Here is a 24,156-nt window from a genome sequence, read left to right on the forward strand (position 1 = left end):
AGCACAACACCATGATGCGACCATGGGGGGCGTGGCAGGTATGCGAGGCAGGCAGACAGTACGCGGAATGTTCCAGTCGCTGGCGGTGATCATGGTCGCCGCGGGCGTCATGTATCTGTTCATCCCGCACGACGAGGACGCGAACCCGGTCCGGACGAAGGACTACCGGGTCGAGCTGCTGACGGCGCAGCGCGCCGCCCCGTACCCCGTGCTGGCCCCGGAGGGGCTGGGCGAGGGCTGGAGGGCGACGGTCGTCTCGTACAAGCGTGAGGCGGGCGACCGCTGGCAGCTCGGCTTCCTGACCCCGGACACCCAGTACGCGGCGCTGTACCAGTCGACGGCGCAGCCGGAGAAGTATGTGCCGGAGGTCACCCAGCAGGCGAAGGCGACGGGGAAGACCCGGACGGTGGCCGGCCGCGCCTGGCAGGTGTGGGAGGGCCCGAAGTACGACGCCCTGGTCCGCGCCGAGGGCGGGGCGACGACGGTGGTGACCGGCACGGCGTCGCTGGACCGGCTGGCGGAGATGGCGGGCGCGCTGCAGTCGAAGAAGGCGTGACGAACGGGAAAGGCCCCGCACACAAGGTGTGCGGGGCCTTTCCGGTGCGCGTGGGTCACACGGTGGTGACGACGTCCTCGTAGGCGAGGCGCGGGGAACGCGGGAACGGGTTCGCGTCCTCGGCCGGCCGGCCGATGTTGATCACCATCAGCGGGGTGTGGTCGTCGTCCAGGAACTCCTTCTGGACGCCGGCGAAGTCCAGGCCGGTCATCGGGCCGGCGGCCAGGCCGGCGGCGCGGACGCCGACGATGAAGTACGCGGCCTGCAGAGCGGCGTTCAGCAGCGCGGACTGCTCGCGGACCGGGCGCTCGCCGAAGAAGACGTCCTTGGCCTGCGGGAAGTGCGGGAAGAGCTGCGGGAGCTCCTCGTGGAACTCGTTGTCCGCCGAGAGGATCGCGACCAGCGGGGCGGCGGCGGTCTTCGCCTGGTTGCCCTCGGCCATGTGCGCGACGAGGCGCTCGCGGGCCTCGGCGGAGCGGACCAGGGTGACCCGGAGGGGGGTCTGGTTGAAGGCGGTCGGCCCGAACTTGACCAGGTCGTAGATCGCCTGGACCTGCTCCTCGGTCACCGGCTCGTCGGTGAACGCGTTGGCGGTGCGGGCCTCGCGGAAGAGGAGGTCCTGGGCGGCGGGGTCGAGAACGAGGGACATGTGCGTACCTTCCGGACGTGCAAGGGGGTGGTGCGATGTCTTGAAAGGTACGCCCTGGATTGATGAAAATTCAACCAATCGAACCGGATAGTGGTCCGTTTCACACCTGCTCTCTGTATCAGTCCTGGTCAGCGACCAGCTCCCCGCTCTCGTCCGTGGCGGCGAGCGCGGCGTCGAGCCGGGCACGGGCGCCATCCAGCCACCGCCGGCACACCTTGGCGAGCTCCTCGCCCCGCTCCCAGAGCGCCAGCGACTCCTCGAGGGTCGTCCCGCCGGCCTCCAGGCGCCGCACGACCTCGATCAGCTCGTCGCGGGCCTGCTCGTAGCCGGGCGCGGTCTCGTCGGTACGGGTTGCCATCAATTCCACCTTCGGGTTGCTACGAATCGGACTGCGGGACGCGCTGCACGGCGAACTCCCCCTCGGACACCCGGGCGCGCAGCCGCTCGCCCTCGGCGACCTCCTCGGGGGAGCGGACCACCGCCCCGTCGGCGCGCTGGAGCACCGCGTAACCGCGCTCCATGGTCGCGGCGGGGGAGAGGGACCGGACGCGGGCGCGGGTGTGGGAGAGCTCGGAGTCGGCCCGGTCGAGCAGGTGCCCGAGGACGCGCCGGCTCCGGGCGAGCAGGGCGTCGACCTCGGCGCCGCGCTCCTCGACCATCCGCTGCGGGTGCTCCATGACGGGGCGGGCGAGGGCGTGGGCGAGCCCGCGCTCTTCGCGGTCGAGCAGTGCGTGGATGGTGCGGAACGCGCGGTCCCGCAGGGACTGCACGCGCTCCAGCTCCTCGCCGACGTCGGGGACGACCTTCTTCGCGGCGTCGGTCGGGGTGGCGGCGCGCAGGTCGGCGACCAGGTCGAGGAGCGGTGAGTCGGGTTCGTGGCCGATCGCGGAGACGACGGGGGTGCGGCACTCCGCGACGGCGCGGATCAGCTGCTCGTCCGAGAACGGCAGCAGGTCCTCGACGCTGCCGCCGCCGCGCGCCACGACGATCACGTCGACCTCCTCGTGGTCGTCGAGCTCCTTGACCGCCTGGACGACCTGCGGGACGGCGTGCACGCCCTGCACGGCGACGTTCCGCACCTCGAACCGGACGGCGGGCCAGCGGCGCCGGGCCACCTCCAGGACGTCCCGCTCGGCGGCGGAGGCCCGTCCGCACACGAGCCCCACGAGCTGCGGCAGGAACGGCAGCGGCTTCTTCCGCTCGGCCGCGAAGAGGCCCTCGGCGCCGAGGGCCCGCTTGAGCTGCTCCAGCCGGATCAGCAGCTCGCCGACGCCGACGGGCCGTATCTCGGCGGCCCGCAGCGACAGCTGCCCCCGGGGCGCGTACCACTCGGGCTTGGCGTGCACGACGACCCGCGCGCCCTCGGAGACGACGTCGGCGATGGCGTCGAAGACCTGGCGGTAGCAGGTCACGGACACGGAGATGTCGTACGAGGGGTCCCGCAGGGTCAGGAACACGACCCCGGCCCCGGGCCGCCGGGACAGCTGCGTGATCTGCCCCTCCACCCACACGGCCCCGAGCCGGTCGATCCACCCTCCGATCAGCCGCGAGACCTCCCCCACGGGCAACGGCGCCTCGGCAGACGTAGTCAAAGCCATGCCCCGACCGTAGCGCCCCCCAAGGACAACTCCACCCACCCCCGCCACGGTCGGTTCGCCCTGGGGCCCGGCTTGGCGGGGGCCTTCGGTGGCGGGGGCTCGGCTCGGGGGCGGTTCGGAAGTCCGGGGCGGTGCGGGGCGGAGCTCGTACCCCTCGAAGCGTGGCTGAAGGTGGCGCGCGGTCCGGGCGCTTCGTCGGCCCCGTCAGACCGGCCGGGAGGGGCCGGGGTCGTGCCGGCCCTTGGCCGCGCCGTGGGCCTCCGGGCCGCCGCGGGCGCCCTGGACGGCGAGGACCACCAGCCCCACCCCCAGCCAGACGACGCCCACCACCTGCGCCGACACCGCCGCCTCCGCGATCACCGCGATCAGGATCGCCGCACCGGTCACCGGCGCGACCACATGGCGCAGCCAGTGCGGCGGCCCCGCCATCCGCCGCACCGCGAACCAGCCGACGACGCTCGCGTGCAGCAGCACGAACGCCGTCAGCGCCCCGATGTCGACCACCGACACCAGGTGGTCGAGCCCGTCGTCCCGCCGCGCCGCCCACAGCGCCGCCGCCATCGTCACCGTCGCCGAGACGAGCAGCGCCACCCGCGGCACCCCCGCGTCCGTCCGGGCGAGCACATGCGGCAGTCGGCGCTCGCGCCCCATCGCGAAGAGCAGCCGCCCGCCGGCCGCCTGCCCCGCCAGCGCCGCGAACGCCGCCCCGATCGCCTTGCTGACCGCCACCAGATCGTGCAGCCACGTCCCCACCGACGCGTCCACCGCGTCGTAGAACGCCGACCCCTGCCGCGCCGGCTCCAGCGCCAGCGTCTCCGACGGCACCGGCGACAGCAGCGCCACCAGGTACGTCTGCGCCACGAACAGCACGCCCGCCAGCGCCAGGCAGAACAGCACCGCCCGCGCCACCTTCGCCGACCCCCCGGTCACCTCCTCCGCGAAGCTCGCGATCGCGTCGAACCCCAGGTACGACAGCACCGCCACCGACACCGCCCCCAGCACCGCCGCCAGGGAGAACGCCGTGTCGCCGGCCAGCGGCGACCACCAGTCGCGCCGCGCCCCGTCCCGGACGAGCACCACGATCGCCGACACCACGAACACCAGCAGCACCACGATCTCCATCGCCAGCACCGCGAAACCCACCCGCGCCGCCGCCCGCACCCCCCACAGGTTCAGCAGCGTCGTGATCACCACCGCCAGCCCGGTCCACACCCACCGGTCGACCCCCGGCACCAGCGCCTCCATCGCGATCCCCGCGAAGAGGTAGGCCACCGCGGGGATCAGCAGGTAGTCGAGCATCGCCATCCACCCGGCGATGAACCCGGGCCCGTCCCCGAGCCCCTTGCGCGCGTACGTGAACACCGACCCGGCCAGCGGCGCGACCCGGACCATCTGCGCGTAGCTGTACGCCGTGAACGCCATCGCCACCGTGGCGACCACGTACACCAGCGCCACCGCCCCGTGCGAGCGCGCGTCCAGCGTGCCGAAGACGCCGACCGGTGCCATGGGCGCGATGAAGAGCAGGCCATAGACGACCAGGTCCTGGAACCCGAGGTTCCGTCGCAGTCCCGTATGTCCCGCAATGCGCGTTTCCTCGGTCATGCGCACAGTCTCTGGCACGGCCTGTGCACAGCCCCGCTGCGACGCGACCCGCACCCCTGCCGCGAGGCCCGCGCACGCGGCCGCCGCCCCGCCCACCCTTACGATGGGACGCATGACTGCAACGCCCGCGTCGTCGCCCGCGCCCACCCGCCCGAAGCGTGTCCTGCTCGCCGCCCCGCGCGGCTACTGCGCGGGTGTGGACCGTGCCGTGATCGCCGTCGAGAAGGCCCTGGAGCAGTACGGGGCGCCGGTCTACGTCCGGCACGAGATCGTCCACAACAAGTACGTCGTGCAGACCCTGGAGCGGAAGGGCGCGATCTTCGTCGACCAGGCGACCGAGGTCCCCCCGGGCAACATCGTGATGTTCTCCGCCCACGGCGTGGCCCCGACCGTCCACGAGGAGGCCCGCCGCGGCAGGCTGGCGACCATCGACGCCACCTGCCCGCTGGTCACCAAGGTCCACAAGGAGGCCGTCCGCTTCGCCAACGAGGACTTCGACATCCTCCTGATCGGCCACGAGGGCCACGAGGAGGTCATCGGCACCACCGGCGAGGCCCCCGACCACATCCAGCTGGTCGACGGCCCCGAGGACGTCGCGAAGGTCGAGGTCCGCGACCCGTCGAAGGTCGTCTGGCTCTCCCAGACCACCCTCTCCGTCGACGAGACGATGGAGACCGTGGACGCGCTGAAGGAGAAGTTCCCGCAGCTGATCTCCCCGCCGTCCGACGACATCTGCTACGCCACCCAGAACCGTCAGGCCGCGATCAAGGAGCTGGCCACGCAGGCGGAGCTGGTCATCGTCGTCGGCTCCAAGAACTCGTCCAACTCCCAGCGCATGGTCGACGTCGCCAAGCAGGCCGGCGCCGCCGCCGCGTACCTCGTGGACTTCGCGAGCGAGATCGACGAGGCGTGGCTGGAGGGCGTGACCAGCGTCGGCCTGTCCTCGGGCGCGTCGGTGCCGGACGTCCTGGTCCAGGAGGTCCTGCAGTGGCTGACGGAGCGCGGCTACGCCGATGTCGAGCTGGTGAAGACCGCGGACGAGTCCCTCACCTTCTCCCTCCCGAAGGAGCTGCGCCGCGACCTGCGCGCGGAGGCGGCGGAACTCGTGAAGGAGTGACGCCGGGGGAGTAGTTCCGGCAGTGGGCCGCCCGCACTCCCCCTACCGTGGACGGCATGAACGTCTTCGGAGTGGACATCGGCGGCTCTGGCATCAAGGGCGCGCCCGTTGACCTGGAACGCGGCGACCTGGCCGAGCCCCGCCACAAGGTGCTGACCCCGCAGCCCGCCACGCCCGACGGCGTGGCGGGCTGCGTCGCGGACGTCGTCGGGAAGTTCGGCTGGCAGGGGCCGGTGGGCGTGACGTTCCCGGGCGTGGTGACGGACTCGACCGTCCGCACGGCGGCCAACGTGGACAAGGCGTGGATCGGCGTGGACGCCGGCCGGCTGCTGAGCGAGCGCCTCGGCGGCCTCCCGGTGACCGTCCTGAACGACGCGGACGCGGCGGGCGTGGCCGAGATGACCTTCGGCGCGGGCCGGGGCCGTACGGGCACGGTCATCCTGCTCACCCTGGGCACGGGCATCGGCTCGGCGGTGTTCACGGACGGCCGCCTGGTCCCGAACACGGAGCTCGGCCACCTGGAACTGAAGGGCCACGACGCGGAGACCCGCGCCTCCACGAAGGCCAAGGAGGACGAGGACCTCACCTGGGAGCACTGGGCGGACCGGCGCCTGAAGAAGTACCTGGCGCACGTGGAGATGCTGTTCTCGCCGGAGCTCTTCATCATCGGCGGCGGGGTGAGCCGCAAGGCGGACAAGTTCCTGCACCTGCTCGACGGCATCCGCGCGGAGATCGTCCCGGCGAAGCTCCAGAACAACGCGGGCATCGTGGGAGCGGCGATGGCGGCGACGGCCGCGAGTACGGCCACGGCCGCGAGGACGGGCGGACCGGAGTCCGCTCGCTAGCTTCGCCGGGTCAGGGCCGCGCGCCCGCCCGCCTGGCGGCGGCCGTGGCGGCCGCGCGCTGCCGCCGCCCCATGTCCCGTACCTTCCGCACGCAGGTGATGAGCCCGGCGATCAGCGTGCCCCCGTACAGCCAGCCGGCGTGGACGGCGAGGGCGGTGACGACGGCCATGGTCCGGCCGCCGGCGCCGCCGCTGCCGCCCGAGATCGGCACGACGCCGACCGCGAAGGCGATGGGCACGCTGATCGGCGCGGTCACGAGGTCGGCCGTACGGACCCAGAGCGCGGTGAGGGCGCTGACCGGCAGGAACAGCAGCCCGTACGCGAGCGGGGAGCCGTCGAGGAGCAGCGCGTCGAGGAAGCCGAGCACGAGCATGGCCGCGGAGGCGAAGAGCCCGGCGCCGAGCCCGGTGAGCCGGGGGTTCGGCAGCCGCCGCAGCAGGGGCGCGGGGGCGGCCGGCACGGCGGCGGGCCGGGCCGGGCGGGGCCGCGCGGCGGCGCCGGCCGCGCGGACCGGGCGGCCGCCCGGGCGCGCGGGCACCGGGTAGACCGCGGCGCCGTCGGCGAAGGCGCGGCGCTGAGGGGGACGAGTCTTGGGCTGCTCCACGTCTCCAACGTAGGTCGCAACCGGGCAGGAACCGGGCACAGGACACGCCCTTTGGGTGAGGCGGGCGGTGAGAACGGCCGAAGGTGGGCGTGGCTGGCCGGTTCGCCACGCCCGTAAACTGGGGGATCGCGGCGCGCGAGGACGGCCCGGCAGAGCACAGCAGAGCGGAACAGAACCCCGCACGGCATCGCGAAGCAGCAGTACACCGCGCCCCGCCACCAGACCGCATCAGCCACTCCACACCCACACCGCTAGGGAAGTCGCCCCGTGTCGCTCACGATCGGAATCGTCGGCCTGCCGAACGTCGGCAAGTCGACCCTGTTCAACGCCCTGACCAAGAACGACGTGCTGGCGGCCAACTACCCGTTCGCCACGATCGAGCCCAACGTCGGCGTCGTCGGCGTGCCGGACGCCCGCCTGGCGAAGCTGGCGGAGATCTTCGGCTCGCAGCGCATCCTCCCGGCGACGGTCGACTTCGTCGACATCGCCGGCATCGTGCGCGGCGCGAGCGAGGGCGAGGGCCTGGGCAACAAGTTCCTGGCGAACATCCGCGAGTCGGACGCCATCTGCCAGGTGATCCGGGCGTTCAAGGACGAGAACGTCGTCCACGTGGACGGCAAGGTCTCGCCGAAGGACGACATCGAGACGATCAACACCGAGCTGATCCTCGCCGACCTGCAGACGATCGAGAAGGTCCTGCCGCGCCTCCAGAAGGAGTCCCGGATCAAGAAGGACGTGGCGCCGAAGGTCGCGGCGGTCGAGGCGGCGAAGGAGATCCTGGAGCGGGGCGACACGCTCTTCTCCCAGGGCATCGTCCAGGGCTCGGAGAACGCCGAGCTCCTGCACGACCTGCACCTCCTCACCACGAAGCCGTTCCTGTACGTCTTCAACGTGGACGAGGACGAGCTGACGGACGACGCGTTCAAGGACGAGCAGCGCGCGCTGGTCGCCCCGGCGGAGGCGATCTTCCTGAACGCCAAGCTGGAGGCGGACCTGGCGGAGCTGGACGAGGAGGACGCGATGGAGCTCCTCCAGTCCGTCGGCGCCGAGGAGCCGGGCCTCGCGACCCTCGCCCGCGTCGGCTTCGACACGCTGGGCCTGCAGACCTACCTGACGGCCGGCCCGAAGGAGACCCGGGCCTGGACCATCAAGAAGGGCGCGACGGCCCCCGAGGCGGCCGGTGTGATCCACACCGACTTCCAGAAGGGCTTCATCAAGGCCGAGGTCATCTCCTTCGCCGACCTCGTCGAGACGGGCTCGGTCGCCGACGCCCGCGCAGCCGGCAAGGCCCGCATGGAAGGCAAGGACTACGTCATGCAGGACGGCGACGTGGTGGAGTTCCGCTTCAACGTCTGACGCTATGCCGATATCTGTGCCCGATCCGCCTGTGGGTGGGTCGGGCACAGCTGTTGTGTCCGCAGTGGCGTTCTCGATCCCGCGATGCGGTGACAGCGTTCGGCCGGCCGGCGTGGCGGGACGCGGTCTCAGACCTTGACGACCTCCACGGAAGGGCCGCACAGGAGTGCCAGATCCTCGGGGTCGGACGTAAGGACCGTGACCGGCCGGGGTGCGTCGCGGGCGATGACGGCGAAGGCGGCAACGGTGGCGTACTTGTGGCCGTGGAGGTGATGGGCGCGCAGAAGCGCGGCGGCCTGGTCGGTGATCTCCTTGGTGACGTCGTGGACGTCGACGCGGGAGAGGACCCACTTGATGCGGGCCGGGTGGATGCGTTCGTAGTCGGCCTCAAGCGTGGTCATGGCGCTGGTGGCGACGCGGACGCCCTCCTCCGCCGCCGCCTGGACCAGAGCCATGACGGTGCGGTCCTTGCGGTAGAGCTTCGAGAGTCCTTCGCTGTCGAGCAGGAGGGTGCCGGGCATCAGGCGGCGGCCCCGCCGGCCTGCCGGTGGTCGTGGCGCAGCAGCGCCCGGGCGGCCTCGACCTCCTCGCGGGTGAGAGCTTCGTTGTCGGTCTGGAAGTCGGCGACGATCTCCCGCAGCTTGTCCATGGCAACCCTCTGTTCGAGAGCCTCGGCGACGTAGGCGGAGAAACCGCCGGGCCCGACGTGGGCGCGCACGGCCTCGGCGAGATCCTCGGGCAGGCTGATCGAATACTTCCTACTACCGCTCATGGTGCCGATCCTACCGGCGGTCGTAAGTCCGGGGGCAATAGCGCTCTATCGCTCGTGCTGGATGTGCTGGATGAATTCGCACTGCGCGGCGACGCACGCGAGGGGGTCTTCTGTCAGGTGTGGGACCAGCTGTGGGCGGCGTCGCAGGCGAGGTCCGTGCGGCGGTGGACCTCGGCGGGGGTGTAGGCCGGGTCGCCGCGGAGGTGGGGGAGGGCGTCGACCCACTCGTCCCAGAGGCCGCCGGGCTGGGTGAAGCGGTCGGCGTGGTGGGTGCCGAGGCGGGCGTCGAGGCGGAGAAGGGCGCCGAGGGCTGCGGGCTGGTCGTAGCGGAGGTCGGTGCGGGGGAGGTAATGGTCGAGGTAGGCGGTGAGGATTTCGGCGTCGGCGGGGGTGCCGAAGCGGGCCAGGGCGAAGCAGTAGGCGCCGCCGGAGTAGCAGAACTCGCTGGCCAGGAGCAGGTCGCCGAGGCGCTCGCGGAACGACGCGCGGCGGTCGACGCCGATCAGCCAGCCGGCGGTGAGGCGTGAGCGCCACTCGTAGCCGAGGAGGGCCTCCAGCTCGGCGTCGCTGATCGTGGCCGCGTCGTCGACGAGGTGCCGGATGAAGCCTTCGGCGTGCGGCCATCCGGGCAGCAGGACACGACGGCTCTTCAGGTCGAGGTAGCGCGGGCGGCCCGAGTCCTTCCTCGTCACATAGCGCTCGATCACGTGGCCGTGACCGATCTCCTCGGGGTGCTGGAACGGCATCGGTCACCTCTCCGGGTACAGGTCGGTACGGTCGATCCAGGTGGGGGCGACGAAGATGTCGTCGCCGAGGGGCGCTTCGGAGGCTTCCAGCAGCGACCAGGTGCGGGACTCCTCGACCAGGTGCTCCCAGGGCGCGGTCCAGTCGAGTTCCCAGTCCAGGCCGGGGCCGGAGACGCCGTACGTGCCCCCGGCCTCCACTCGCCAGAACTGGGAGTGGAGGATCACCTGGGCGTGGTCGGCCAGGTCGTCGACGATCTCGGTGAAGTGGGCCGAGGGCCAGCCCGGGGCGCCGGCCGCGGCGGTGGCGCGCAGGCGGGCGGTGCGCGGCGGGACGAGGGGCGTGCGGGCGCCGAGTTCCGTCAGGGCCCAGCGGATGCCTTCCGGCTCGGTCCAGTGCGGTGGCGTCGCCCGTTCCAGGCAGGCGCGGTAGGCGCGGCGCACGGGCTCGACCGCGCCGTCGATCTTCAGGCTGCCCAGGGCCATGGCCGCCCATTCCCGGACGGTGGAGTCGTCGCTGCCCAGGAGGGCGATCAGGACCGGGCCGCAGCGGGGGTCCGCCACCTCTTCGAAGACCTCGATGGCGGTCAGCTGACCGAAGCCGCCCAGGGAGGGCAGACCGTCGATGAGGGCGGGGATGGCGTCGGCGCCGATGCCGATCAGTGCCGCGCGGGCGTCGTACGACGGGCCGGTCGAGTCGTCGAGCTGCTGGACGAGTTCCTCGGTTCGAGGCGTCATGGGTGGTCCCGGCGCCAGAAGGTGGGCAGCCACCAGCAGAGCACCGTGGGCCGGCGGAACTGGACCCCGTCGTCCTCCCGGAAGCAGACGGGGCGGATCCCGTACGAGCCGGGCATCGCGTCCAGCACGCGGTGCCCGCGGCAGGGGCAGGGGTAGGCGGCGCTCACCTGCGTAGTCTCGGTGCAGGTCCGGCCGGTGCGCCACGGATTTCCCGGCCTCCGCACGCCCCTCGTGAACGGCGGTCGGGAGCCGAGGCGTCAGCCCTGCCGGCGGGGTGTGAGGGCGTCCAGGTCCAGGGTGATGTCGAAGGGGACCGGGCGCTTGAGGGTGGTGCGGAAGATGCCGGCGGGCGCGTAGGCGCCGGTGGGCTCGTCGAGCTCGTACACGTGGACGACGGGTGCGCCGTGCTCGTCCTCGACGCACCAGTAGTGCGGGATGCCGGCTTCCGCGTACTTGCGGAGCTTGACGGTGCGGTCCCGGTGGGCGGACTCGGGGGAGACGACCTCGACGACGAGTTGCACCTCGGCGGGGGCGAACCAAGTCCGGTCGTCCTCGAAGTCCGCCGTCGTCACGAGCAGGTCCGGCTCGGGGCGGTTGCGCTGGTCGAGCTTGATGGTCATCTCGCGGCCGACTCTGACTTCGGCGGGTGCCTGCTCCATGAGAGCGACGGTGAGCATGGTGACGAGGTGGCCGTGCCACCACCTCTGCGGCGACATCATGAAGACGAGAGCTCCATCGATCAGCTCGGTGTGGCGGGGCGCCTCGGGGAGGCGGTCGAGATCCTCCGCGAACCAGCCTTCCGCGCGCGGCGGGCGCATCCAGTCGGGCAGTGCGGTCATGGGACAACCCTAGCGATTGCGTCGGCAGGTCGGGGTCTGTGGCGGGGCCTGTGCGCCTCTGCGCCCGGGGGGCGGCCGCAGCCGCCCCCCGGGGCCGGGTCAGTGCGGGCAGGTGGGCTGGGTCACCCCCGTGCGGGGGAAGTCCGTGGGGGTCGGGGCGCCCATGAGGGCCATGACCTCCTCGAACTCGTCCATCAGGTGGCGGAGGACCGCGGTGACGCCCTCGGTGCCGGAGTGGGCCAGGCCCCAGAGGGCCGGGCGGCCGGTCATGACGGCGTCGGCGCCGAGGCACAGGGCCTTGGCGATGTCCGCGCCGTGGCGGATCGCGCCGTCGAGGACGACCTGACATTCTGCGTCCGCGGCCTTCACGGCCTCCACGATCTCGGTGAGACACTCGGGAGCGCTGCGGGCGAAGTCCAGTTGCCGGCCGCCGTGGTTGGAGACGATCAGGGCCGAGACGCCGTGTTTGACGGCCAGTTCGGCGTCCTCGGCGGTGAGGACGCCCTTGAGGACCAGGGGGAGGCTTGTGGTCTCCCTCAGCCACGCCAGGTCGGCCCAGGTGATCGAGGAGTCGAACTGGTCCCTGGAGTGGCGGGCGATCGCCGATTCGCCCGCCCGGCTCCCGTGGGAGGCCGACATGGTCTCCTCGGGGAGGTTGACGGCGCGGATGTCCGGGGGGATCGCCCAGCCGTTCCGCGCGTCCCGCGGGCGGGTCGCCACGCGGGGGGCGTCCACCGTCAGGACCAGGGCCCGGTAGCCCGCCGCCTCCGCGCGGTGGATCAGGTCCCGCATCACCGCGCGGTTCCTGAGCCAGTACAACTGGAGCCACAGCGGGCCGCTCGCCGCCGCGGCGATGACCTCCAGCGTGCGGCTGGCGAACATGCTGACCGTCAGCAGCACGCCCGCCTCGCCCGCCGCGCGCGCCGTGGCGACCTCGCCCTCCGGGTGGGCGAGCCGGTGGTACGCCATGGGCGCGACGGCCAGCGGAGCGGCCAGGTCCGAGCCCAGCAGCCGCGTGCGCGGGTCGCAGTGCGAGACGTCGACGAGGCAGCGCGGCCGCAGCTGCATGCGGTCCAGGGCCTTCCGGCCGGCCGTCAGCATCGACTCGGTGCCGCTGCCGCCGGCGAAGAAGTCCCACACCGGGCCCGGCAGCCGCTCCTTGGCCGCTGCCTCGTAGGCGTGCAGTGCCAGTGCCACTTTTCCTCCGGTTCAGGGCAGTGCGATCGTTCAGGGCAGTGCGATCGTTCAGGGTTGTGCGGTCGTTCAGGGTTGTGCGGTCGGTTCGGGCGGTGCCCCGCCCGCTCAGGGCGGTGCCCTCTGCTCAGGGCTGTGCCGTCTGCTCAGGGCTGTGCCCTCTGCTCAGGGCTGTGCCCCGCTCACGGCCGTGCCCTCCGCTCAGGGCCGTGCCCTCGGTTCCGGGCTCGGCCCGCGGTTCATGGCCGTGCTTCGAGCTGGTCCGTGACGAAGGCCGCCAGGCGTGCCATGCCCTCGGTGATCCGCTCCGGGGTCTGCGCGCTGCACGACAGCCGCAGCTGGTGCGTGCCGCCGCCGTCCAGGTGGAAGTCCTGCATCGGCGTCCACAGCACGCCGTACGCGCGGGCGGAGAGTTCCAGGGCCTTGTGGTCGGCGGCGAACGGCACCGTGACGACCACGAAGAAGCCGCCGTCCGGGCGGTTCCACGAGATGCCGAGCTCGGCCCGCCGGTCCGCCGGGAAGTGCCGCTCCAGCTCGCCGAGCAGCGTGTCCATGGCCGTCCGGTAGTACGCGATGGTCCCGGCGTTCGCCTCGCGGAGCCGGCAGCCGGCCTCGACGAGCAGCCCGCCGATCACGGCCTGGCTGACGGCCGAGGTGTTGACCGTCGTCATGCTCTTGATCTTCGACAGTTCGTCGGCGAGCAGGGACCGCCTGCCGTCCTCGCCGAGCACCTCCTGATCGGCCAGGACGTACCCCACGCGCGCCCCGGGCAGCGCCGTCTTGGCGAAGGAGCCCAGGTGCACCACGCGCCGCTCGCGGTCGAGGGCCTTCAGCGTGGGCCGGGCCTCGCCGGTCCGGACGAAGAAGCCGTACGGGTCGTCCTCCAGGATCAGCAGGTCCTCCGCCGCCGCCACGTCGAGCAGGCGCTCCCGGTCGGCGGTGGTCATGCTGGTGCCGGTCGGGTTGGCGAAGTCGGGGACCACGTAGAACGCGCGGGGGCGTTCGCCGGCCGCCCTGGCCGCCTGTGCGGCGGCGCGGACCGCCTCCGGGTCCGGTCCGTCCGGGCCCTCCGGCACCGGCCGCACCCGGATGCCCAGCAGCCGTGCCGCGCCGGTGATGCCGACGTAGCAGGGCGAGCTGACCAGCAGGGTGTCCTCGGGCCGGGCGAACAGCGCCCGCAGGGTGAGGAGCATGCCCTCCTGGCAGCCGGTCGTCACCACGACCGCCTCCGGCGGGACCTCGATGCCCTCGTCGTGGGCGACCGTGCGGGCGATCAGCTCGTGGATGATCCCGTTGGTCCTGCCGTACTGGAAGAGCTGGGTGCGGATCCGGTCCCGCGACCAGCCGCGCTCCTCCTCCAGGTACCGGGTGTACGTGGCCAGGTGGCGGGCCAGGTCCTCCGGCTCGAAGTCCCCCTCGGTCGGCCGGCCGGGGGCGAAGGAGATCGCCTCCGGGAAGCGGCCGACGACCTCGTTGAGGAAGTTCATCGCGTCGAGGACCGGGTCGGTCAGGGAGCCGTGCAGCTCGGAGAGCCGCAGCGGCGGTGGCGTCGGTGTCATCTCACACCCCTCTCGGTGCCGTCGCCAGCGCCGGGCCGAGGCCCGGTGCGGCGGTCGTGCTCGTGCCGCGGGCCGGGATCCGGGCCCGGCCCTGGATGCCGCGGACCAGCGCCGTGGAGAGCCGGTCCGCGTGGGCGCGCCGCTGCTCCGGTTCCCGGGCGGAGCCCAGGCCCCGCAGGGCGTCGACGACCTGGTGCAGGTCGCGGGTGAACTCCGCGAGCACGTCGGCGACGGCCGGCGCGTTGGAGCCGAGGATGTCCGTCCACAGCTCGGCGCTGCCGCCGGCGAGCCGGGTGACGTCCGCCAGGCCCTGTCCGGCGAGCCCCAGTTGGGACGGCTCGCCGTGCAGCAGGCGCCCCGCGAGGAGGCTGGACACCACGTGGGGCGCGTGGGAGGTGAGCGCGACGGCCCGGTCGTGCTCCGCCTGGCACATCACCACCGGCCGGGCCCCGCACAGCCCGGCGAGCTCCTCGGCCCGCGCGAGGGTCTGCGCCCGGCTTTCGGGCGAGGGCGTGAGCACCCAGGGCCGGCCGTGGAACAGGTCGTCCCGCGCGGCCAGCGGCCCGGACTGCTCCCGGCCGCCCATGGGGTGCCCGCCGACGAAGCGCGTCAGGTCGCAGCCGGTGCGGGCCGCCTCCCGCTGGGGGAGTTCCTTGACGCTCGCCGCGTCCGTGAAGTCCTCGGCGAGGTCGGCGAGCTGATGCTCCCTCAGGGCGGCCGCCACGTACTGCGGCGGCACCGCGATGACGGCGAGTTCGACCGGCTGCCGGGGTCTCTCCGCGATCCCGGCGCCCAGCTCGGCGGCGGTCCGGGCCGCCTCCGGGTCCGTGTCGATCAGGTAGGTGGTGACGCCCCGGCCCCGGAGGGCCAGGGCGATCGAGGTACCGATCAGGCCGGTCCCCACCACTGCGGCACTGCGCATCAGTGGTCGCTCCACAGGAGCGGCAGGAACTCGGGGTCGCTGTAGTCGGGGATGCCCTCGGCGGTGCGCCGGACGAGCACGTCGTGGTTGTACGAGACCGGGGCGCCGTCGGAGCGGCGGAACTCGCGGTAGCGGTTGTCGCCGTCCTGGAGGTGGAAGGAGATGGCCCGGCGCGGGCGGTCGCTGACGTTGGCGCCGCTGCCGTGGTAGGTCCGGCAGTGGTGGAAGTTGACGTGGCCCTTCGGGATGAAGACCGGGATCTTCTTGACCTCGACGCCGTTGTAGGCCGCGTTCTCCTCCAGCATCCGGTCCAGTTCGGAGCGGTCGCGCTCGGCGAAGTGGAGGGAGGTGGCGTCGTTGGTGGCGATCTCCTTCCAGCGGTGGCTGCCGTCGACCATCGTGATGGTGCCCATCTCCTCGCCGCAGTCGTGGAAGGGGATGAAGGCGGTCAGCATCCGCTCGGAGGTCGACGTGGCCCAGTAGTGCCGGTCGAAGTGCCAGGGCACGATGTTCGACTGCTCCTGCGCCACCGGGGGCTTGTAGATGAGGGTCGACTGGAAGACCCGTATCTGCTCGGCCTGCGCGAGCCGCGCCGCCACCGCGCCGAGGAGCGGCTTGCGCAGGATGCGGCCGATGGTGTCGTCCTCGTAGTGGATGTAGTCGTTGTGCCGCTGGACGGGGCCGTGCTCCGGCTCCCAGTACGCGAGCTTCGGCGGCCGGACCGGCAGGGTGCGGTCGCGGTGGCCGGCGTAGAAGCGCTCGCTGGCGGCCTCGAGCTGCTCGACCTCCTCGTCGGTGAACAGCTTCTGGGAGAGGTACCAGCCGTGCTCGGCGTAGAAGGCGACGTCCTCGTCGGTGGGGAGGAGGGCCCGCTCCTCGTCGGTGAGGGTGAAGGTGGTGCGGGAGTCCTGGACGGTCATGGTGTTCCTTACGGGTACGTGACAGGTGTGTGACATGTACGCGACAAGCACCGCCGTTCGGCGGGTACGGGTCGCCGGCGGAAACCGGATCGTGGACGGAGAGGCCCTGGTCGGGGGCCCGTGGAGCCGCGGGCGGGGGTGCGGCGGAGCGCCGGGCGGAGGGCGCGGCGGCCCTCGTCAGGGACGCGCGGAGCGCGTCACGGCACCGGGAGGACGCACGCTGCGGCGCCGGAAGCGCGCGACGGGCGCGCGGTGCGCGGGGCCTGCCTCAGGAGGTGGCCTTCTCGCGGGCGACGGCCTCGTACAGCGCCTTGATGTTGCCGCTGCCGAAGGTCCGCGCGCCGTGCCGGTCGATGACCTCCCAGAAGAAGGTCTTCCGCACGTGCTGGGACTGGGTGAAGATCTGGAACACCTGGCCCCAGTGGTCCTCGTCGATCAGCACGTTCGTCCGGCGCAGGTCCTCGATCTGGAGGTTCGGCCGCGCGAAGCGCTCCTGCAGCTGGTCGTAGTACGAGCCCGGGGTCTGCAGGAACTTGACGCCCCGGTTCTCCAGCGTCCCGACCGTGCCCACGATGTCGTCGCACAGCAGCGCGAGGTGCTGCACGCCGGCGCCGCCGTGGCGGGCCAGGAAGCCGTCGATCTGGCCCGGATCCCGGTCGGTGACCGGCTCGATCAGGGTGAACGTCACCTGGCCGGACGGGCTCTGGACCACCTTGGAGTCCATGGCCTGGCTGCCGACCTCGATGAACTCCTCGAAGATCTGCGAGAAGCCGAACACCTCCTCGTAGAAGGCGACCGTCGGGCGCAGCTGACCGGCGGGCAGGCAGATCGCCGCGTGGTCCACGGTCTTCAGCAGGTGCTCGCCCTCGTCCGGGTCCGGCGCGAAGATGTCCATCACGCCGGGCAGGAACTGCTCGCGGTCCCCGGAGCGCTGGACGAACCGGTGCGCCACGTCCCCGAAGCCCAGGACCGAGGCGGTCACCACCTCGGTGCCGTCCTTGCTGTGCACGGCGGGCGGCTCGACCGGGGTGGCGCCCCGCTCCACCGCGGTCTCGAACGCCTTGGCGGCGTCGTCGACCTCGAAGGCGATGTTGGCCACGCCGTCGCCGTGCTGCGTCACGTACGCGGCGGCGGGGTGGGTGGGGCTCAGGGCGGAGGTCAGGACGAGCTCGACGCCGCCCTGGCGGAGCAGCAGCGAGCGGTGGTCGGGCTGCCCGGTCTCCGGGCCGGCCTCGCCGCAGACGCGGAAGCCGAAGGCGGTGCAGAGGTAGAACGCGGACTGCTGGGCGTCCCCGACGTAGAACTCGACGTGATCTACGGCGCCGATGTCCATGCGTAGCCTTTCTCTGTGACTGATCGACGAGCAAGTAAGTGACGGTGCGTCACATGAGGGTGGTGCGAGGGCCGGCCGCTGGTCACAGGGCCGACAGTTCTTCCAGGTCGACGTTCCTCGGCGACCAGACGCCGTAGTCGCCCCGGCGGTAGAGCAGCGGCTCGCGGGGGAAGACGGCGGTGCCTTCCACCCGGGCGACGAACAGCCAGTGGTCGCCGACCTCGACGGCCTTGTCCACGCGGCACTCCGCGTAGCCCAGGGCGATGTCGACGAGCAGCGGGGCGCCCTCAGCGAGAGCCGAGGGACGCCACTCCACCTGCGCGAACTTGTCCGTGGCCTTGCTGGCGAACACCTGGGAGGCGGCCCGTCCGGCCGCGGAGAGGAAGTTCACCGCGAAGGCCTGCGAGGACAGGATCGCCGGCAGGGTCCGGGAGCTCTTCCCCACGGAGATCAGCAGGGACGGCTGCGCCGCGGAGACGGAGCAGAACGCGTTGCTGGTGAATCCGTACGGGGTGCCGTCCGCGTCGACGGCCGTGACGATCGCGATCGGGGTCGGGAACGAGCCGAAGAGTTCGCTGAAACGTGCAGAACCCACGTCCATCACGTTCCTCACTGTTCTGCGTTCGTGCCGACGAGAGTCTTCTCCCGTGCGGCGATGGCGCGGCCGAAGGCGCGGATCGTGAGCGGCAGCATGATCGCGCCGAACACGGTGAGCGCCGCCGCGAGGACGAGGACGAGCCGTTGCGGGCCCAGCTGGGAGCCGGAGCCGGCCACGAGCAGGCCGGCGAAGGGCAGGGCCAGCATGTTGAGCAGGTAGAACGGCCCCATCACCTTGCCCAGGTGCTCCTCCGGCAGGACCTTGATCCGCTGGGTCCGGTTGAACACGTTGAAGTACGTCACGCCGACCATCGCGGCGACGAACGCCGGGGCGTACACCGCCATGGACGGGGCGACGCCGATGAGCAGCAGGCAGCCGCACAGCAGCGCGAGGCCGAAGACCCCGAGCACCCGTACCTCGACGTGCTTGAGGACGAACGGGATGGCCAGGAGGTTGACGATCCCGAGGACGCCGACGCAGATGTTGAGCAGCGCGAACGACGACTCGGGGGCCTTGAACACCCCGGTGACCAGCGCCGCGTTGGCGGCGAGCACGGTGGCGAAGACGAAGTTGATCGAGAAGTTGACCGAGGCCAGCAGGACCAGCGGCCGGCTGCCGATCAGGAGCGACCAGCCGAGCCGGAGCTCGGCGAGGATCTCCTTCGCGCCGCCCTCGCTGGGCGTCCGCACCCCGCGGGGCAGCGGCAGCCAGCAGGCCGCGGCCGCGAGGAAGATCGCCGCGGCGCCGCCGAGCAGCCAGACCTTGTCGATGAAGGCCACGCCCAGCATGGCGAGCGCGGGGCCGACGGCCATCGCCGACACCTCCATGCTCTGCACCAGGCCCTGGACCTTCGGCAGCTCCGTGCCCTTGGCGAGCTGCGGCACCACCTTCTCGACGGACATCCGCACCGGCGCCATCAGCAGCGAGAGCAGCGCGCCCGTCGCCATGAGGATCGGGGTGAGCAGCTCGGGGGCCGCCAGACAGCCGACGAGCGCGGCGCCGAGGACGACGCCCCGGCCGGAGGTCACCAGGGAGAACAGCCGCGCGCCGCCGTCCCGGTCGGCGAGGAGCCCCGCGAACGGGTACGCCAGCAGCGCCGGCAGCCATTCGACGGCGTAGGCCAGGCCGAGCGAGGCCACCTCGTCGGTGTCCTGGAAGATGAGCAGCGGCACCGCGAAGAGCACCATCTGCTCGGCGACGATGCCGAGCAGGACACCGGTGGCGAAGAGCCTGCGGTGCAGCTGCGAGGCGCTGGTTCCTTCAGTCACGGGGGCCGTCACTCGGACACCGGGACGGTCTCGATGCGGAACTCCGCGATGATCCTGCGGATGTCCGCCTCCACGGCCGCCTCGTCGCCGACGAGGATGAACCGCCCGCTGTGGAGGGCGTCGTAGCTGCCGCCCGGCTGCAGGATCTCGCCCGGCTCCGGCACCAGTTCCTTCCAGACCGTGGGCAGCTTCCCGCTCATGGGCGTCGACGAGACGACCTTCGCCGGCAGGCCGGACGGCTTGGGGATGATCAGCCAGCCGCCCGAGGGGTCGCCGGCCTGCGCCGGCAGCGTCGCCCGGCCCTCGCAGAGCGCCTCCAGCCAGGGCTGGAACAGGTTGACGCCGAAGAGCTTCTCGGTGAGGTACGGGACCTCGGCGCCGCCGATGCGGCCGGCGATCTCCAGGAACACCAGCTCGTCGTCCGGTGTGAGGAACAGCTCCAGGTGGAACGGCATGGACGTCATGCCCAGGGCCGCCACGCAACGGCGGGCGAACTCCTCCATGCGGGCGCGCAGCGGCGACGCCTGCACGACGACCGAGCCGAGCGGCTGCCCGCCGGCCTCGTACGACAGGCAGTCGTTGATGTAGCGCGAGACCGCCATGAACGGGATGCCGCCCTGCTCGTCGGCGAAGCCGTCCACGTGGTAGATCGGCCCCTCGACGAACTCCTCCAGTTCGAGGCCGGCGGTGTCGGCCCCCTCCAGGAGGGCCGTCAGCGCGGCCTCGTCGTCGACGCGGTGCACCCCCATGCTCGCCGCGCCCGCGACCGGCTTGAGGATCAGCGGGTAGCCGGTCGTCCGGGCGAAGTCGAGCGCCGCCTCGGTGCTGTCGCAGGAGGTGAAGCGCGGCGCGCGGATGCCGGCCTCGGCGATCAGCTCCTTCATCCGCACCTTGTTGCGGTAGACCGCGACCTCCGCGGGGCGCGGGCCGGGGATGCCGAGGGCCTCGCGGACCTCGGCGGCGATGCCGAGCGTGAACTCGGAGACGGCGATGAGCCGGTCGACGGGGCCGACCTCGTCGGCGAGCTTGCGCACCGCGGTGCTGAGCGCCTCGAAGTCGTTGACGTCCGGGACTTCGACGAGGCCGGCGATCCGCTCGGGGTCCGCGAGGACGCCGGTGGCGCCGACGGCGTCCACCACGTAGCTGACGCGGTGCCGCTCGTGGTCGACGAACTCCTCGAAGCGGCCGAGGGAGAAGTCCCAGCGCCGCCCGTCGTCCGGGAACCTGGGCCAGCGATTGACGACGACGATGTGCAAGGGGGTCACTCCTCAGTCCCCGTGGGAACCGTCTTGATCGAAAGGGTCCGCCGGGTGAACGCGATGGCTTCTTCCAGTTCCTCCGCCGTGTCCGCCGCGAGCACCGCGTACGCGGTCCGCTGCAGGGACGAGGAGGTGCGTCCGACGGTGTCGCCGACGGAGACCCGGAACGCCGCGGTCTCGACGGCCGGGTGGGCGAGGACCTCGTCGAGCCCCTCCAGGGCGACGACCTCGCCCGGGTCGGAGACCACGAACAGGCTGGCCGCGTGCTTGACCGGGCCCTGGGGCGGGGCCGGCAGCTCGGCGCCGACGGCGAGCCGCACCACCATCTCGAACCAGTCGATCCCGTACGTCAGCGAGCAGAGCTCCATGAGGTAGTCGCCGGGCGTGCGCACCGCGACCTCCATCACGGCGGGGCCCTCGCTCGTCAGCCGGAACTCCAGGTGGACGATGCCGGTGCGCATCCCGATCGCGTCGAGGACGGACCGGCCGAGCGCGGCGACCCGCTCGGAGTCCTCCGGCGACAGGGGCGCCGCGGCGCGGTGCTCCAGCTCGACGAAGTGCGGGGCGCCCGTGGTGGTCTTCGCGGTGACGTTGGCGAACCAGACCTCGCCGTCCCGGACCAGGGCCTCCCAGCTGTACTCGGGGCCCTCGACCGCCTGCTCCACGAGGATCGGCCGCTCGGCGGCCCGGCGCACGGCGGCGCGCTCGAAGGCGGCGGCGTCGGGGACGAGCTCCACGCCGTCGCTGCCGGCCGACGACAGCGGCTTCAGCACGACGGGCAGCCGCTCGGCGGCCCACGGTGCGGCGGACGCCAGGTCGTCGGTGAGCAGGTACTCCGGCTGGCCGACGCCGTGGGCGCGGAAACGGCCGCGCTGCAGCGCCTTGTTGCGGGAGATCACGGCCGCCTGGAGGGACGGCCCGGGCAGCCCGAACCGGTCCTGCGCCATGGCGGCGCCGAGCACGTGCGACTCGGTGAACCCGAAGATCCCGGTCGGCCGCCGCTTCTCGGCGGCGGCGTGCACGGTCTCGGCCCACAGCTCGTCGAGGGCGCCGTACTTGCCCCAGCTCGGCTCGACCTCGTCGACCAGGTCCTCGCACATGTGGGCCCAGTCGTGCGCCTCGACGGCGCGCACCCGCAGGCCGAGCCGCTTGGCGGCCGCCACGTACGGGCGGCCCATGAAGCCGACCCCGACGAGGAGGAGTTCCCCGGCGTCGGCCGCGTTCCCGGTCGTGTCGTTCGCCTCGCTCATGACTCCTGCTCCTCGAGCCGGCGGATCAGGGGGGCGACGTTCGTGAAGAAGTTCCGCATCTCGTCCCGGGTGGGCCAGCCCGAGAAGATGAACTCGCTGATGCCGGCGGCCTTGTAGCTGTGGATGTACGTGGCCACCTCCTCGTGGCTGCCGACGATGCACAGGGCCGGTCCGCCGCGGTAGGCGACGGCGCCGGTCCAGATGTACGGCGAGAGCCATTCGTCGGCGGCCTCGTCGGCCAGCTTGTAGGAGGACTTCACGGCCTCGGAGTCGGTGGTGTTCACCCACTGCCGGATCCAGGCGGTGTGGTCCTCGTCCGGGTTCTTCATGAGGTTCGCGAGTTCGGCGATGGCCTCTTCGCGGGTGGGCCGGGACAGGACGTGCATGCGGGTGCCGACGCGGCAGCCGCCGTCGATGAGCGGCTTGCTCGCCTTGGCGATGCCCTCGGGGGTGTCCCCGTAGCGCAGCCAGCAGTCGCCGGAGGCGAGCGCCGTCTGCTGGGCGACGGCGGAGGCGCCGCTGATGTAGATCTCGGGCCGGCCGCCGCCCTTGTGGCCGAGACCGAGCGAGGCGTCCTTGAGCGTGTAGTGCTGCCCGTCGTAGCTGAACGGGGATTCGCCCTCCCAGAGACCGCGGATGATCTCCAGGAATTCGTTGCAGCGCGCATAGCGCTCGTCGTGGCTGAGGAAATCGCCGTAGCCAGCCTGCTCCGCGGGGGAGATTCCGGAGACGATATTGAGCGAAATACGCCCGTCGGTCATCCAGGAAAGCGTGTTGACGACCTGCGCGAAAAGCGTCGGCGACATCAGTCCGGGCCGGTAGGCCAGCATGAACTTGACGCGGTCCGTCACCTGGGAGAGGGCGCCGAGCACCGGGAGCGGATCGGGCAGATAGTTGGATATGCCGAACAGCAGGCTGTCGACGCCGAGTTCTTCGGCCTCCTGGACGAAGTCGCGGACCTCGCCCATGTCGAGCTTGCCGATTTTGTAGGTGTCCGTCGGCGTCGCCTGGCCCGTGTCGGGGGGCGAACACCAGTGAAGGCGCAGAGGAGCATCCATCGTGTGGTTTTCCCTTCTCTTTCAGGCGCCGAGCACGCGTACGCGGTCACCGATCTGGGACCAGCGTTCGTGGGCCTCTTCGGGGGAGTCCGCCGTGAAGACGACGGCGGCGATCCGGCAGCTGTAGTCCGCCTCGTCGGTCTTGATCCCGGCGCCCGGCTGCACGAGGACGTGCCCCGCGAGCACCCACGGCTCGGCCGTGAGCTCGTCCCAGCCGTCGAGCCGCGCGTACGAGCCGGCTCCGCTGGCGGTCAGGAAGCGGATGCCGGCGGCCTTGGCGACGGGCTCGCGGTGGGCCTGGGCGGCCACCGGGTCGGCGCCGGTGATGTCCGCGAGGACCCGGCCGGGGAGCACCAGGCCGGTGGCCAGCTCCATGAGTTCGGTGATCTTGTCGCCGGGCAGCCGGGCGGCGATCTCCATGAGGACCGGCCGGCCCTCGCTGAGCCGCAGCTCGCAGTGGAAGGGGCCCGTCGTGATGCCCACGGCCTCGACGACCCGCAGGGCGTACGCGGTGATGTCCTCGCGGGTGGCCTCGTCGAGCGGCGCGGGGGTGAGGTGGCCCAGTTCCAGGAAGCGCGGCTCGGGGCCGAGGAGCTTGCGCGTCACGGCCACGACGACGGCTTTTCCGTCGTGGACGTAGCCGTCGGCGCTGTACTCCGTGCCCGGCACGTACTGCTCGAGGATCGCGTCGGTGGTCAGGGGGCGGTCGAACTCGAGCCCTTCCTCGGCGTGCATCGCGTCCATCGCCGCGCGCGCCTCGGCCACGGAGTCGACCCGGGAGACGTGGACGCTGCCGCCGGAGTCGACGGGCTTGATCACGGCGGGGAACCGCACGTACGCGCAGGCGTCGTCGAGGTCCGCGGGGTCGCGGACGACGGTGAACCTCGGGACCTCGAGTCCGGCCTCCGCCACCGCCTCGCGCATCCGCGCCTTGTGCCGGACTTTGTCGACGGCGGCGGGGTTCAGGCCGGGCAGTCCCAGCCGGGCGGAGAGCAGCGCGGCGGCCGGGACGTAGTACTCGCCGCCGGCGACCACGGCGTGGATGGGGTGGCGGCGGTGGGCTTCGACGACGGCCGCTTCGAGGGCCGTGTTGTCGTTGGTGTCGACGGTGATGATCTCGGTGGCGAGTTCGCGTACGACGTCGGCGACTCGGCGGCCCTCGTCCTCGAGGGAGGCGACCACGACGTCCCAGCCGAGAGAACGGGCATGAGCGACATAGGCGTTCGCGGAGAACGCGGGCTGAACGACTAAGACGCGATAAGACACAGAAGTTCCCTCGATACCTGGCTCTGAAGTGCTGCGAAAGTTCGCATGGAGAGCACTCGCAGCCGTGTCCGGGCATGGCGATATTCGCCACCGGACGTGAGCGCGAGTGA

At 72.0% G+C, this 24,156-nt stretch carries 26 protein-coding genes; 4 read left to right on the forward strand and 22 right to left on the reverse strand.

The window, feature by feature from the left end:
* Nucleotides 1-22 precede the first annotated feature (22 nt).
* Nucleotides 23-556: a DUF4245 domain-containing protein gene (locus ACNJ93_RS20605; protein ID WP_418958883.1), complete on the forward strand. Its 534-nt coding sequence runs from the start codon at nt 23-25 to the stop codon at nt 554-556.
* A 55-nt stretch (nt 557-611) separates the two neighbouring features.
* Here ACNJ93_RS20605 and ACNJ93_RS20610 read toward each other — a convergent pair whose 3' ends face one another.
* From ACNJ93_RS20610 to ACNJ93_RS20625, 4 genes are all read right to left on the reverse strand, one after another.
* Entirely contained in the window at nt 612-1,205 is a 594-nt protein-coding gene (locus tag ACNJ93_RS20610) for a malonic semialdehyde reductase (protein ID WP_418958884.1), read from the reverse strand.
* Nucleotides 1,206-1,323: 118 nt separating this feature from the next.
* Nucleotides 1,324-1,563 carry an exodeoxyribonuclease VII small subunit gene (locus tag ACNJ93_RS20615; RefSeq protein WP_418958885.1) on the reverse strand — a complete coding sequence of 80 codons (240 nt, stop codon included), beginning with the start codon at nt 1,561-1,563 and terminating at the stop codon, nt 1,324-1,326.
* A gap of 19 nt (nt 1,564-1,582) precedes the next feature.
* A complete protein-coding gene (xseA, locus tag ACNJ93_RS20620) occupies nt 1,583-2,803 on the reverse strand; it encodes an exodeoxyribonuclease VII large subunit (RefSeq protein WP_418958886.1) in 1,221 nt (406 codons plus the stop codon).
* 204 nt (nt 2,804-3,007) lie between these two features.
* Entirely contained in the window at nt 3,008-4,405 is a 1,398-nt protein-coding gene (locus ACNJ93_RS20625) for an APC family permease (protein ID WP_418958887.1), read from the reverse strand.
* 103 nt (nt 4,406-4,508) lie between these two features.
* Here ACNJ93_RS20625 and ACNJ93_RS20630 point away from each other — a divergent pair, with 103 nt between their 5' ends.
* Nucleotides 4,509-5,522, forward strand: a complete 1,014-nt coding sequence (locus ACNJ93_RS20630) for a 4-hydroxy-3-methylbut-2-enyl diphosphate reductase (RefSeq protein WP_418958888.1) — start codon at nt 4,509-4,511, stop codon at nt 5,520-5,522.
* A 56-nt stretch (nt 5,523-5,578) separates the two neighbouring features.
* Nucleotides 5,579-6,367: a polyphosphate--glucose phosphotransferase gene (ppgK, locus tag ACNJ93_RS20635; RefSeq protein ID WP_418958889.1), complete on the forward strand. Its 789-nt coding sequence runs from the start codon at nt 5,579-5,581 to the stop codon at nt 6,365-6,367.
* A gap of 10 nt (nt 6,368-6,377) precedes the next feature.
* Here ppgK and ACNJ93_RS20640 read toward each other — a convergent pair whose 3' ends face one another.
* Nucleotides 6,378-6,971: a DUF6542 domain-containing protein gene (locus ACNJ93_RS20640; RefSeq protein ID WP_418958890.1), complete on the reverse strand. Its 594-nt coding sequence runs from the start codon at nt 6,969-6,971 to the stop codon at nt 6,378-6,380.
* 267 nt (nt 6,972-7,238) lie between these two features.
* Here ACNJ93_RS20640 and ychF point away from each other — a divergent pair, with 267 nt between their 5' ends.
* Complete coding sequence (gene ychF / locus ACNJ93_RS20645) at nt 7,239-8,327, forward strand: redox-regulated ATPase YchF (RefSeq protein WP_418958891.1); 1,089 nt, start codon at nt 7,239-7,241, stop codon at nt 8,325-8,327.
* A gap of 128 nt (nt 8,328-8,455) precedes the next feature.
* On the opposite strand, the gene ACNJ93_RS20650 is transcribed toward ychF, so the two are convergent.
* The 17 genes from ACNJ93_RS20650 to ACNJ93_RS20730 form a co-directional block, all read right to left on the reverse strand.
* Nucleotides 8,456-8,848: a DNA-binding protein gene (locus ACNJ93_RS20650; RefSeq protein ID WP_418958892.1), complete on the reverse strand. Its 393-nt coding sequence runs from the start codon at nt 8,846-8,848 to the stop codon at nt 8,456-8,458.
* Nucleotides 8,848-9,099 (reverse strand): hypothetical protein, encoded by a 252-nt coding sequence (locus ACNJ93_RS20655; RefSeq protein ID WP_418958893.1) that lies wholly within the window; start codon nt 9,097-9,099, stop codon nt 8,848-8,850. Before ACNJ93_RS20655 ends, ACNJ93_RS20650 begins: the two co-directional genes overlap by 1 nt.
* 113 nt (nt 9,100-9,212) lie before the next feature.
* A complete protein-coding gene (locus tag ACNJ93_RS20660) occupies nt 9,213-9,845 on the reverse strand; it encodes a DUF6000 family protein (protein WP_418958894.1) in 633 nt (210 codons plus the stop codon).
* A gap of 3 nt (nt 9,846-9,848) precedes the next feature.
* Nucleotides 9,849-10,580, reverse strand: coding sequence for a HEAT repeat domain-containing protein (locus tag ACNJ93_RS20665; RefSeq protein ID WP_418958895.1), 732 nt, complete (start codon nt 10,578-10,580; stop codon nt 9,849-9,851).
* Entirely contained in the window at nt 10,577-10,747 is a 171-nt protein-coding gene (locus ACNJ93_RS20670; RefSeq protein WP_418958896.1) for a CPCC family cysteine-rich protein, read from the reverse strand. The genes ACNJ93_RS20665 and ACNJ93_RS20670 overlap by 4 nt, the downstream gene beginning before the upstream one ends.
* A gap of 90 nt (nt 10,748-10,837) precedes the next feature.
* Nucleotides 10,838-11,419 (reverse strand): Uma2 family endonuclease, encoded by a 582-nt coding sequence (locus ACNJ93_RS20675; protein ID WP_418958897.1) that lies wholly within the window; start codon nt 11,417-11,419, stop codon nt 10,838-10,840.
* Nucleotides 11,420-11,518: 99 nt separating this feature from the next.
* A complete protein-coding gene (locus tag ACNJ93_RS20680) occupies nt 11,519-12,616 on the reverse strand; it encodes an alpha-hydroxy acid oxidase (RefSeq protein WP_418958898.1) in 1,098 nt (365 codons plus the stop codon).
* 236 nt (nt 12,617-12,852) lie between these two features.
* Nucleotides 12,853-14,172 carry a PLP-dependent aminotransferase family protein gene (locus ACNJ93_RS20685; RefSeq protein WP_418958899.1) on the reverse strand — a complete coding sequence of 440 codons (1,320 nt, stop codon included), beginning with the start codon at nt 14,170-14,172 and terminating at the stop codon, nt 12,853-12,855.
* Between the two features lies 1 nt (nt 14,173).
* Nucleotides 14,174-15,094 carry a prephenate dehydrogenase gene (locus ACNJ93_RS20690; RefSeq protein ID WP_418958900.1) on the reverse strand — a complete coding sequence of 307 codons (921 nt, stop codon included), beginning with the start codon at nt 15,092-15,094 and terminating at the stop codon, nt 14,174-14,176.
* A complete protein-coding gene (locus tag ACNJ93_RS20695; protein ID WP_418958901.1) occupies nt 15,094-16,014 on the reverse strand; it encodes a phytanoyl-CoA dioxygenase family protein in 921 nt (306 codons plus the stop codon). Before ACNJ93_RS20695 ends, ACNJ93_RS20690 begins: the two co-directional genes overlap by 1 nt.
* 268 nt (nt 16,015-16,282) lie before the next feature.
* Nucleotides 16,283-17,347 carry a 4-hydroxyphenylpyruvate dioxygenase gene (gene hppD, locus ACNJ93_RS20700; protein ID WP_418958902.1) on the reverse strand — a complete coding sequence of 355 codons (1,065 nt, stop codon included), beginning with the start codon at nt 17,345-17,347 and terminating at the stop codon, nt 16,283-16,285.
* A gap of 82 nt (nt 17,348-17,429) precedes the next feature.
* The gene (locus ACNJ93_RS20705; protein WP_418958903.1) at nt 17,430-17,942 is read right to left on the reverse strand and encodes a flavin reductase family protein; all 513 of its coding nucleotides are present in this window, start codon (nt 17,940-17,942) and stop codon (nt 17,430-17,432) included.
* A 14-nt stretch (nt 17,943-17,956) separates the two neighbouring features.
* Nucleotides 17,957-19,213 carry an MFS transporter gene (locus ACNJ93_RS20710; RefSeq protein ID WP_418958904.1) on the reverse strand — a complete coding sequence of 419 codons (1,257 nt, stop codon included), beginning with the start codon at nt 19,211-19,213 and terminating at the stop codon, nt 17,957-17,959.
* Between the two features lie 8 nt (nt 19,214-19,221).
* Nucleotides 19,222-20,469 (reverse strand): ATP-grasp domain-containing protein, encoded by a 1,248-nt coding sequence (locus tag ACNJ93_RS20715; protein ID WP_418958905.1) that lies wholly within the window; start codon nt 20,467-20,469, stop codon nt 19,222-19,224.
* 5 nt (nt 20,470-20,474) lie between these two features.
* Nucleotides 20,475-21,722: an ATP-grasp domain-containing protein gene (locus ACNJ93_RS20720; protein ID WP_418958906.1), complete on the reverse strand. Its 1,248-nt coding sequence runs from the start codon at nt 21,720-21,722 to the stop codon at nt 20,475-20,477.
* Nucleotides 21,719-22,780, reverse strand: coding sequence for an LLM class flavin-dependent oxidoreductase (locus tag ACNJ93_RS20725; protein ID WP_418958907.1), 1,062 nt, complete (start codon nt 22,778-22,780; stop codon nt 21,719-21,721). The genes ACNJ93_RS20720 and ACNJ93_RS20725 overlap by 4 nt, the downstream gene beginning before the upstream one ends.
* 21 nt (nt 22,781-22,801) lie before the next feature.
* The gene (locus ACNJ93_RS20730) at nt 22,802-24,046 is read right to left on the reverse strand and encodes an ATP-grasp domain-containing protein (RefSeq protein ID WP_418958908.1); all 1,245 of its coding nucleotides are present in this window, start codon (nt 24,044-24,046) and stop codon (nt 22,802-22,804) included.
* Nucleotides 24,047-24,156 lie beyond the last annotated feature (110 nt).

The organism is Streptomyces tritici (genome assembly GCF_048500665.1).
Classification (GTDB): Bacteria; Actinomycetota; Actinomycetes; order Streptomycetales; family Streptomycetaceae; genus Streptomyces; species Streptomyces tritici.

Excerpts from the sequence above, each read along its gene's own strand:
- ACNJ93_RS20605 (WP_418958883.1), top strand. The coding sequence starts at position 23 with ATGGGGGGCGTGGCAGGTATGCGAGGCAGGCAGACAGTACGCGGAATG.
- ACNJ93_RS20610 (WP_418958884.1), bottom strand. The coding sequence starts at position 1,205 with ATGTCCCTCGTTCTCGACCCCGCCGCCCAGGACCTCCTCTTCCGCGAG.
- ACNJ93_RS20615 (WP_418958885.1), bottom strand. The coding sequence starts at position 1,563 with ATGGCAACCCGTACCGACGAGACCGCGCCCGGCTACGAGCAGGCCCGC.
- xseA (WP_418958886.1), bottom strand. The coding sequence starts at position 2,803 with ATGGCTTTGACTACGTCTGCCGAGGCGCCGTTGCCCGTGGGGGAGGTC.
- ACNJ93_RS20625 (WP_418958887.1), bottom strand. The coding sequence starts at position 4,405 with ATGACCGAGGAAACGCGCATTGCGGGACATACGGGACTGCGACGGAAC.
- ACNJ93_RS20630 (WP_418958888.1), top strand. The coding sequence starts at position 4,509 with ATGGGACGCATGACTGCAACGCCCGCGTCGTCGCCCGCGCCCACCCGC.
- ppgK (WP_418958889.1), top strand. The coding sequence starts at position 5,579 with ATGAACGTCTTCGGAGTGGACATCGGCGGCTCTGGCATCAAGGGCGCG.
- ACNJ93_RS20650 (WP_418958892.1), bottom strand. The coding sequence starts at position 8,848 with ATGCCCGGCACCCTCCTGCTCGACAGCGAAGGACTCTCGAAGCTCTAC.
- ACNJ93_RS20655 (WP_418958893.1), bottom strand. The coding sequence starts at position 9,099 with ATGAGCGGTAGTAGGAAGTATTCGATCAGCCTGCCCGAGGATCTCGCC.
- ACNJ93_RS20660 (WP_418958894.1), bottom strand. The coding sequence starts at position 9,845 with ATGCCGTTCCAGCACCCCGAGGAGATCGGTCACGGCCACGTGATCGAG.
- ACNJ93_RS20665 (WP_418958895.1), bottom strand. The coding sequence starts at position 10,580 with ATGACGCCTCGAACCGAGGAACTCGTCCAGCAGCTCGACGACTCGACC.
- ACNJ93_RS20675 (WP_418958897.1), bottom strand. The coding sequence starts at position 11,419 with ATGACCGCACTGCCCGACTGGATGCGCCCGCCGCGCGCGGAAGGCTGG.
- ACNJ93_RS20685 (WP_418958899.1), bottom strand. The coding sequence starts at position 14,172 with ATGACACCGACGCCACCGCCGCTGCGGCTCTCCGAGCTGCACGGCTCC.
- ACNJ93_RS20690 (WP_418958900.1), bottom strand. The coding sequence starts at position 15,094 with ATGCGCAGTGCCGCAGTGGTGGGGACCGGCCTGATCGGTACCTCGATC.
- ACNJ93_RS20695 (WP_418958901.1), bottom strand. The coding sequence starts at position 16,014 with ATGACCGTCCAGGACTCCCGCACCACCTTCACCCTCACCGACGAGGAG.
- hppD (WP_418958902.1), bottom strand. The coding sequence starts at position 17,347 with ATGGACATCGGCGCCGTAGATCACGTCGAGTTCTACGTCGGGGACGCC.
- ACNJ93_RS20720 (WP_418958906.1), bottom strand. The coding sequence starts at position 21,722 with ATGAGCGAGGCGAACGACACGACCGGGAACGCGGCCGACGCCGGGGAA.
- ACNJ93_RS20725 (WP_418958907.1), bottom strand. The coding sequence starts at position 22,780 with ATGGATGCTCCTCTGCGCCTTCACTGGTGTTCGCCCCCCGACACGGGC.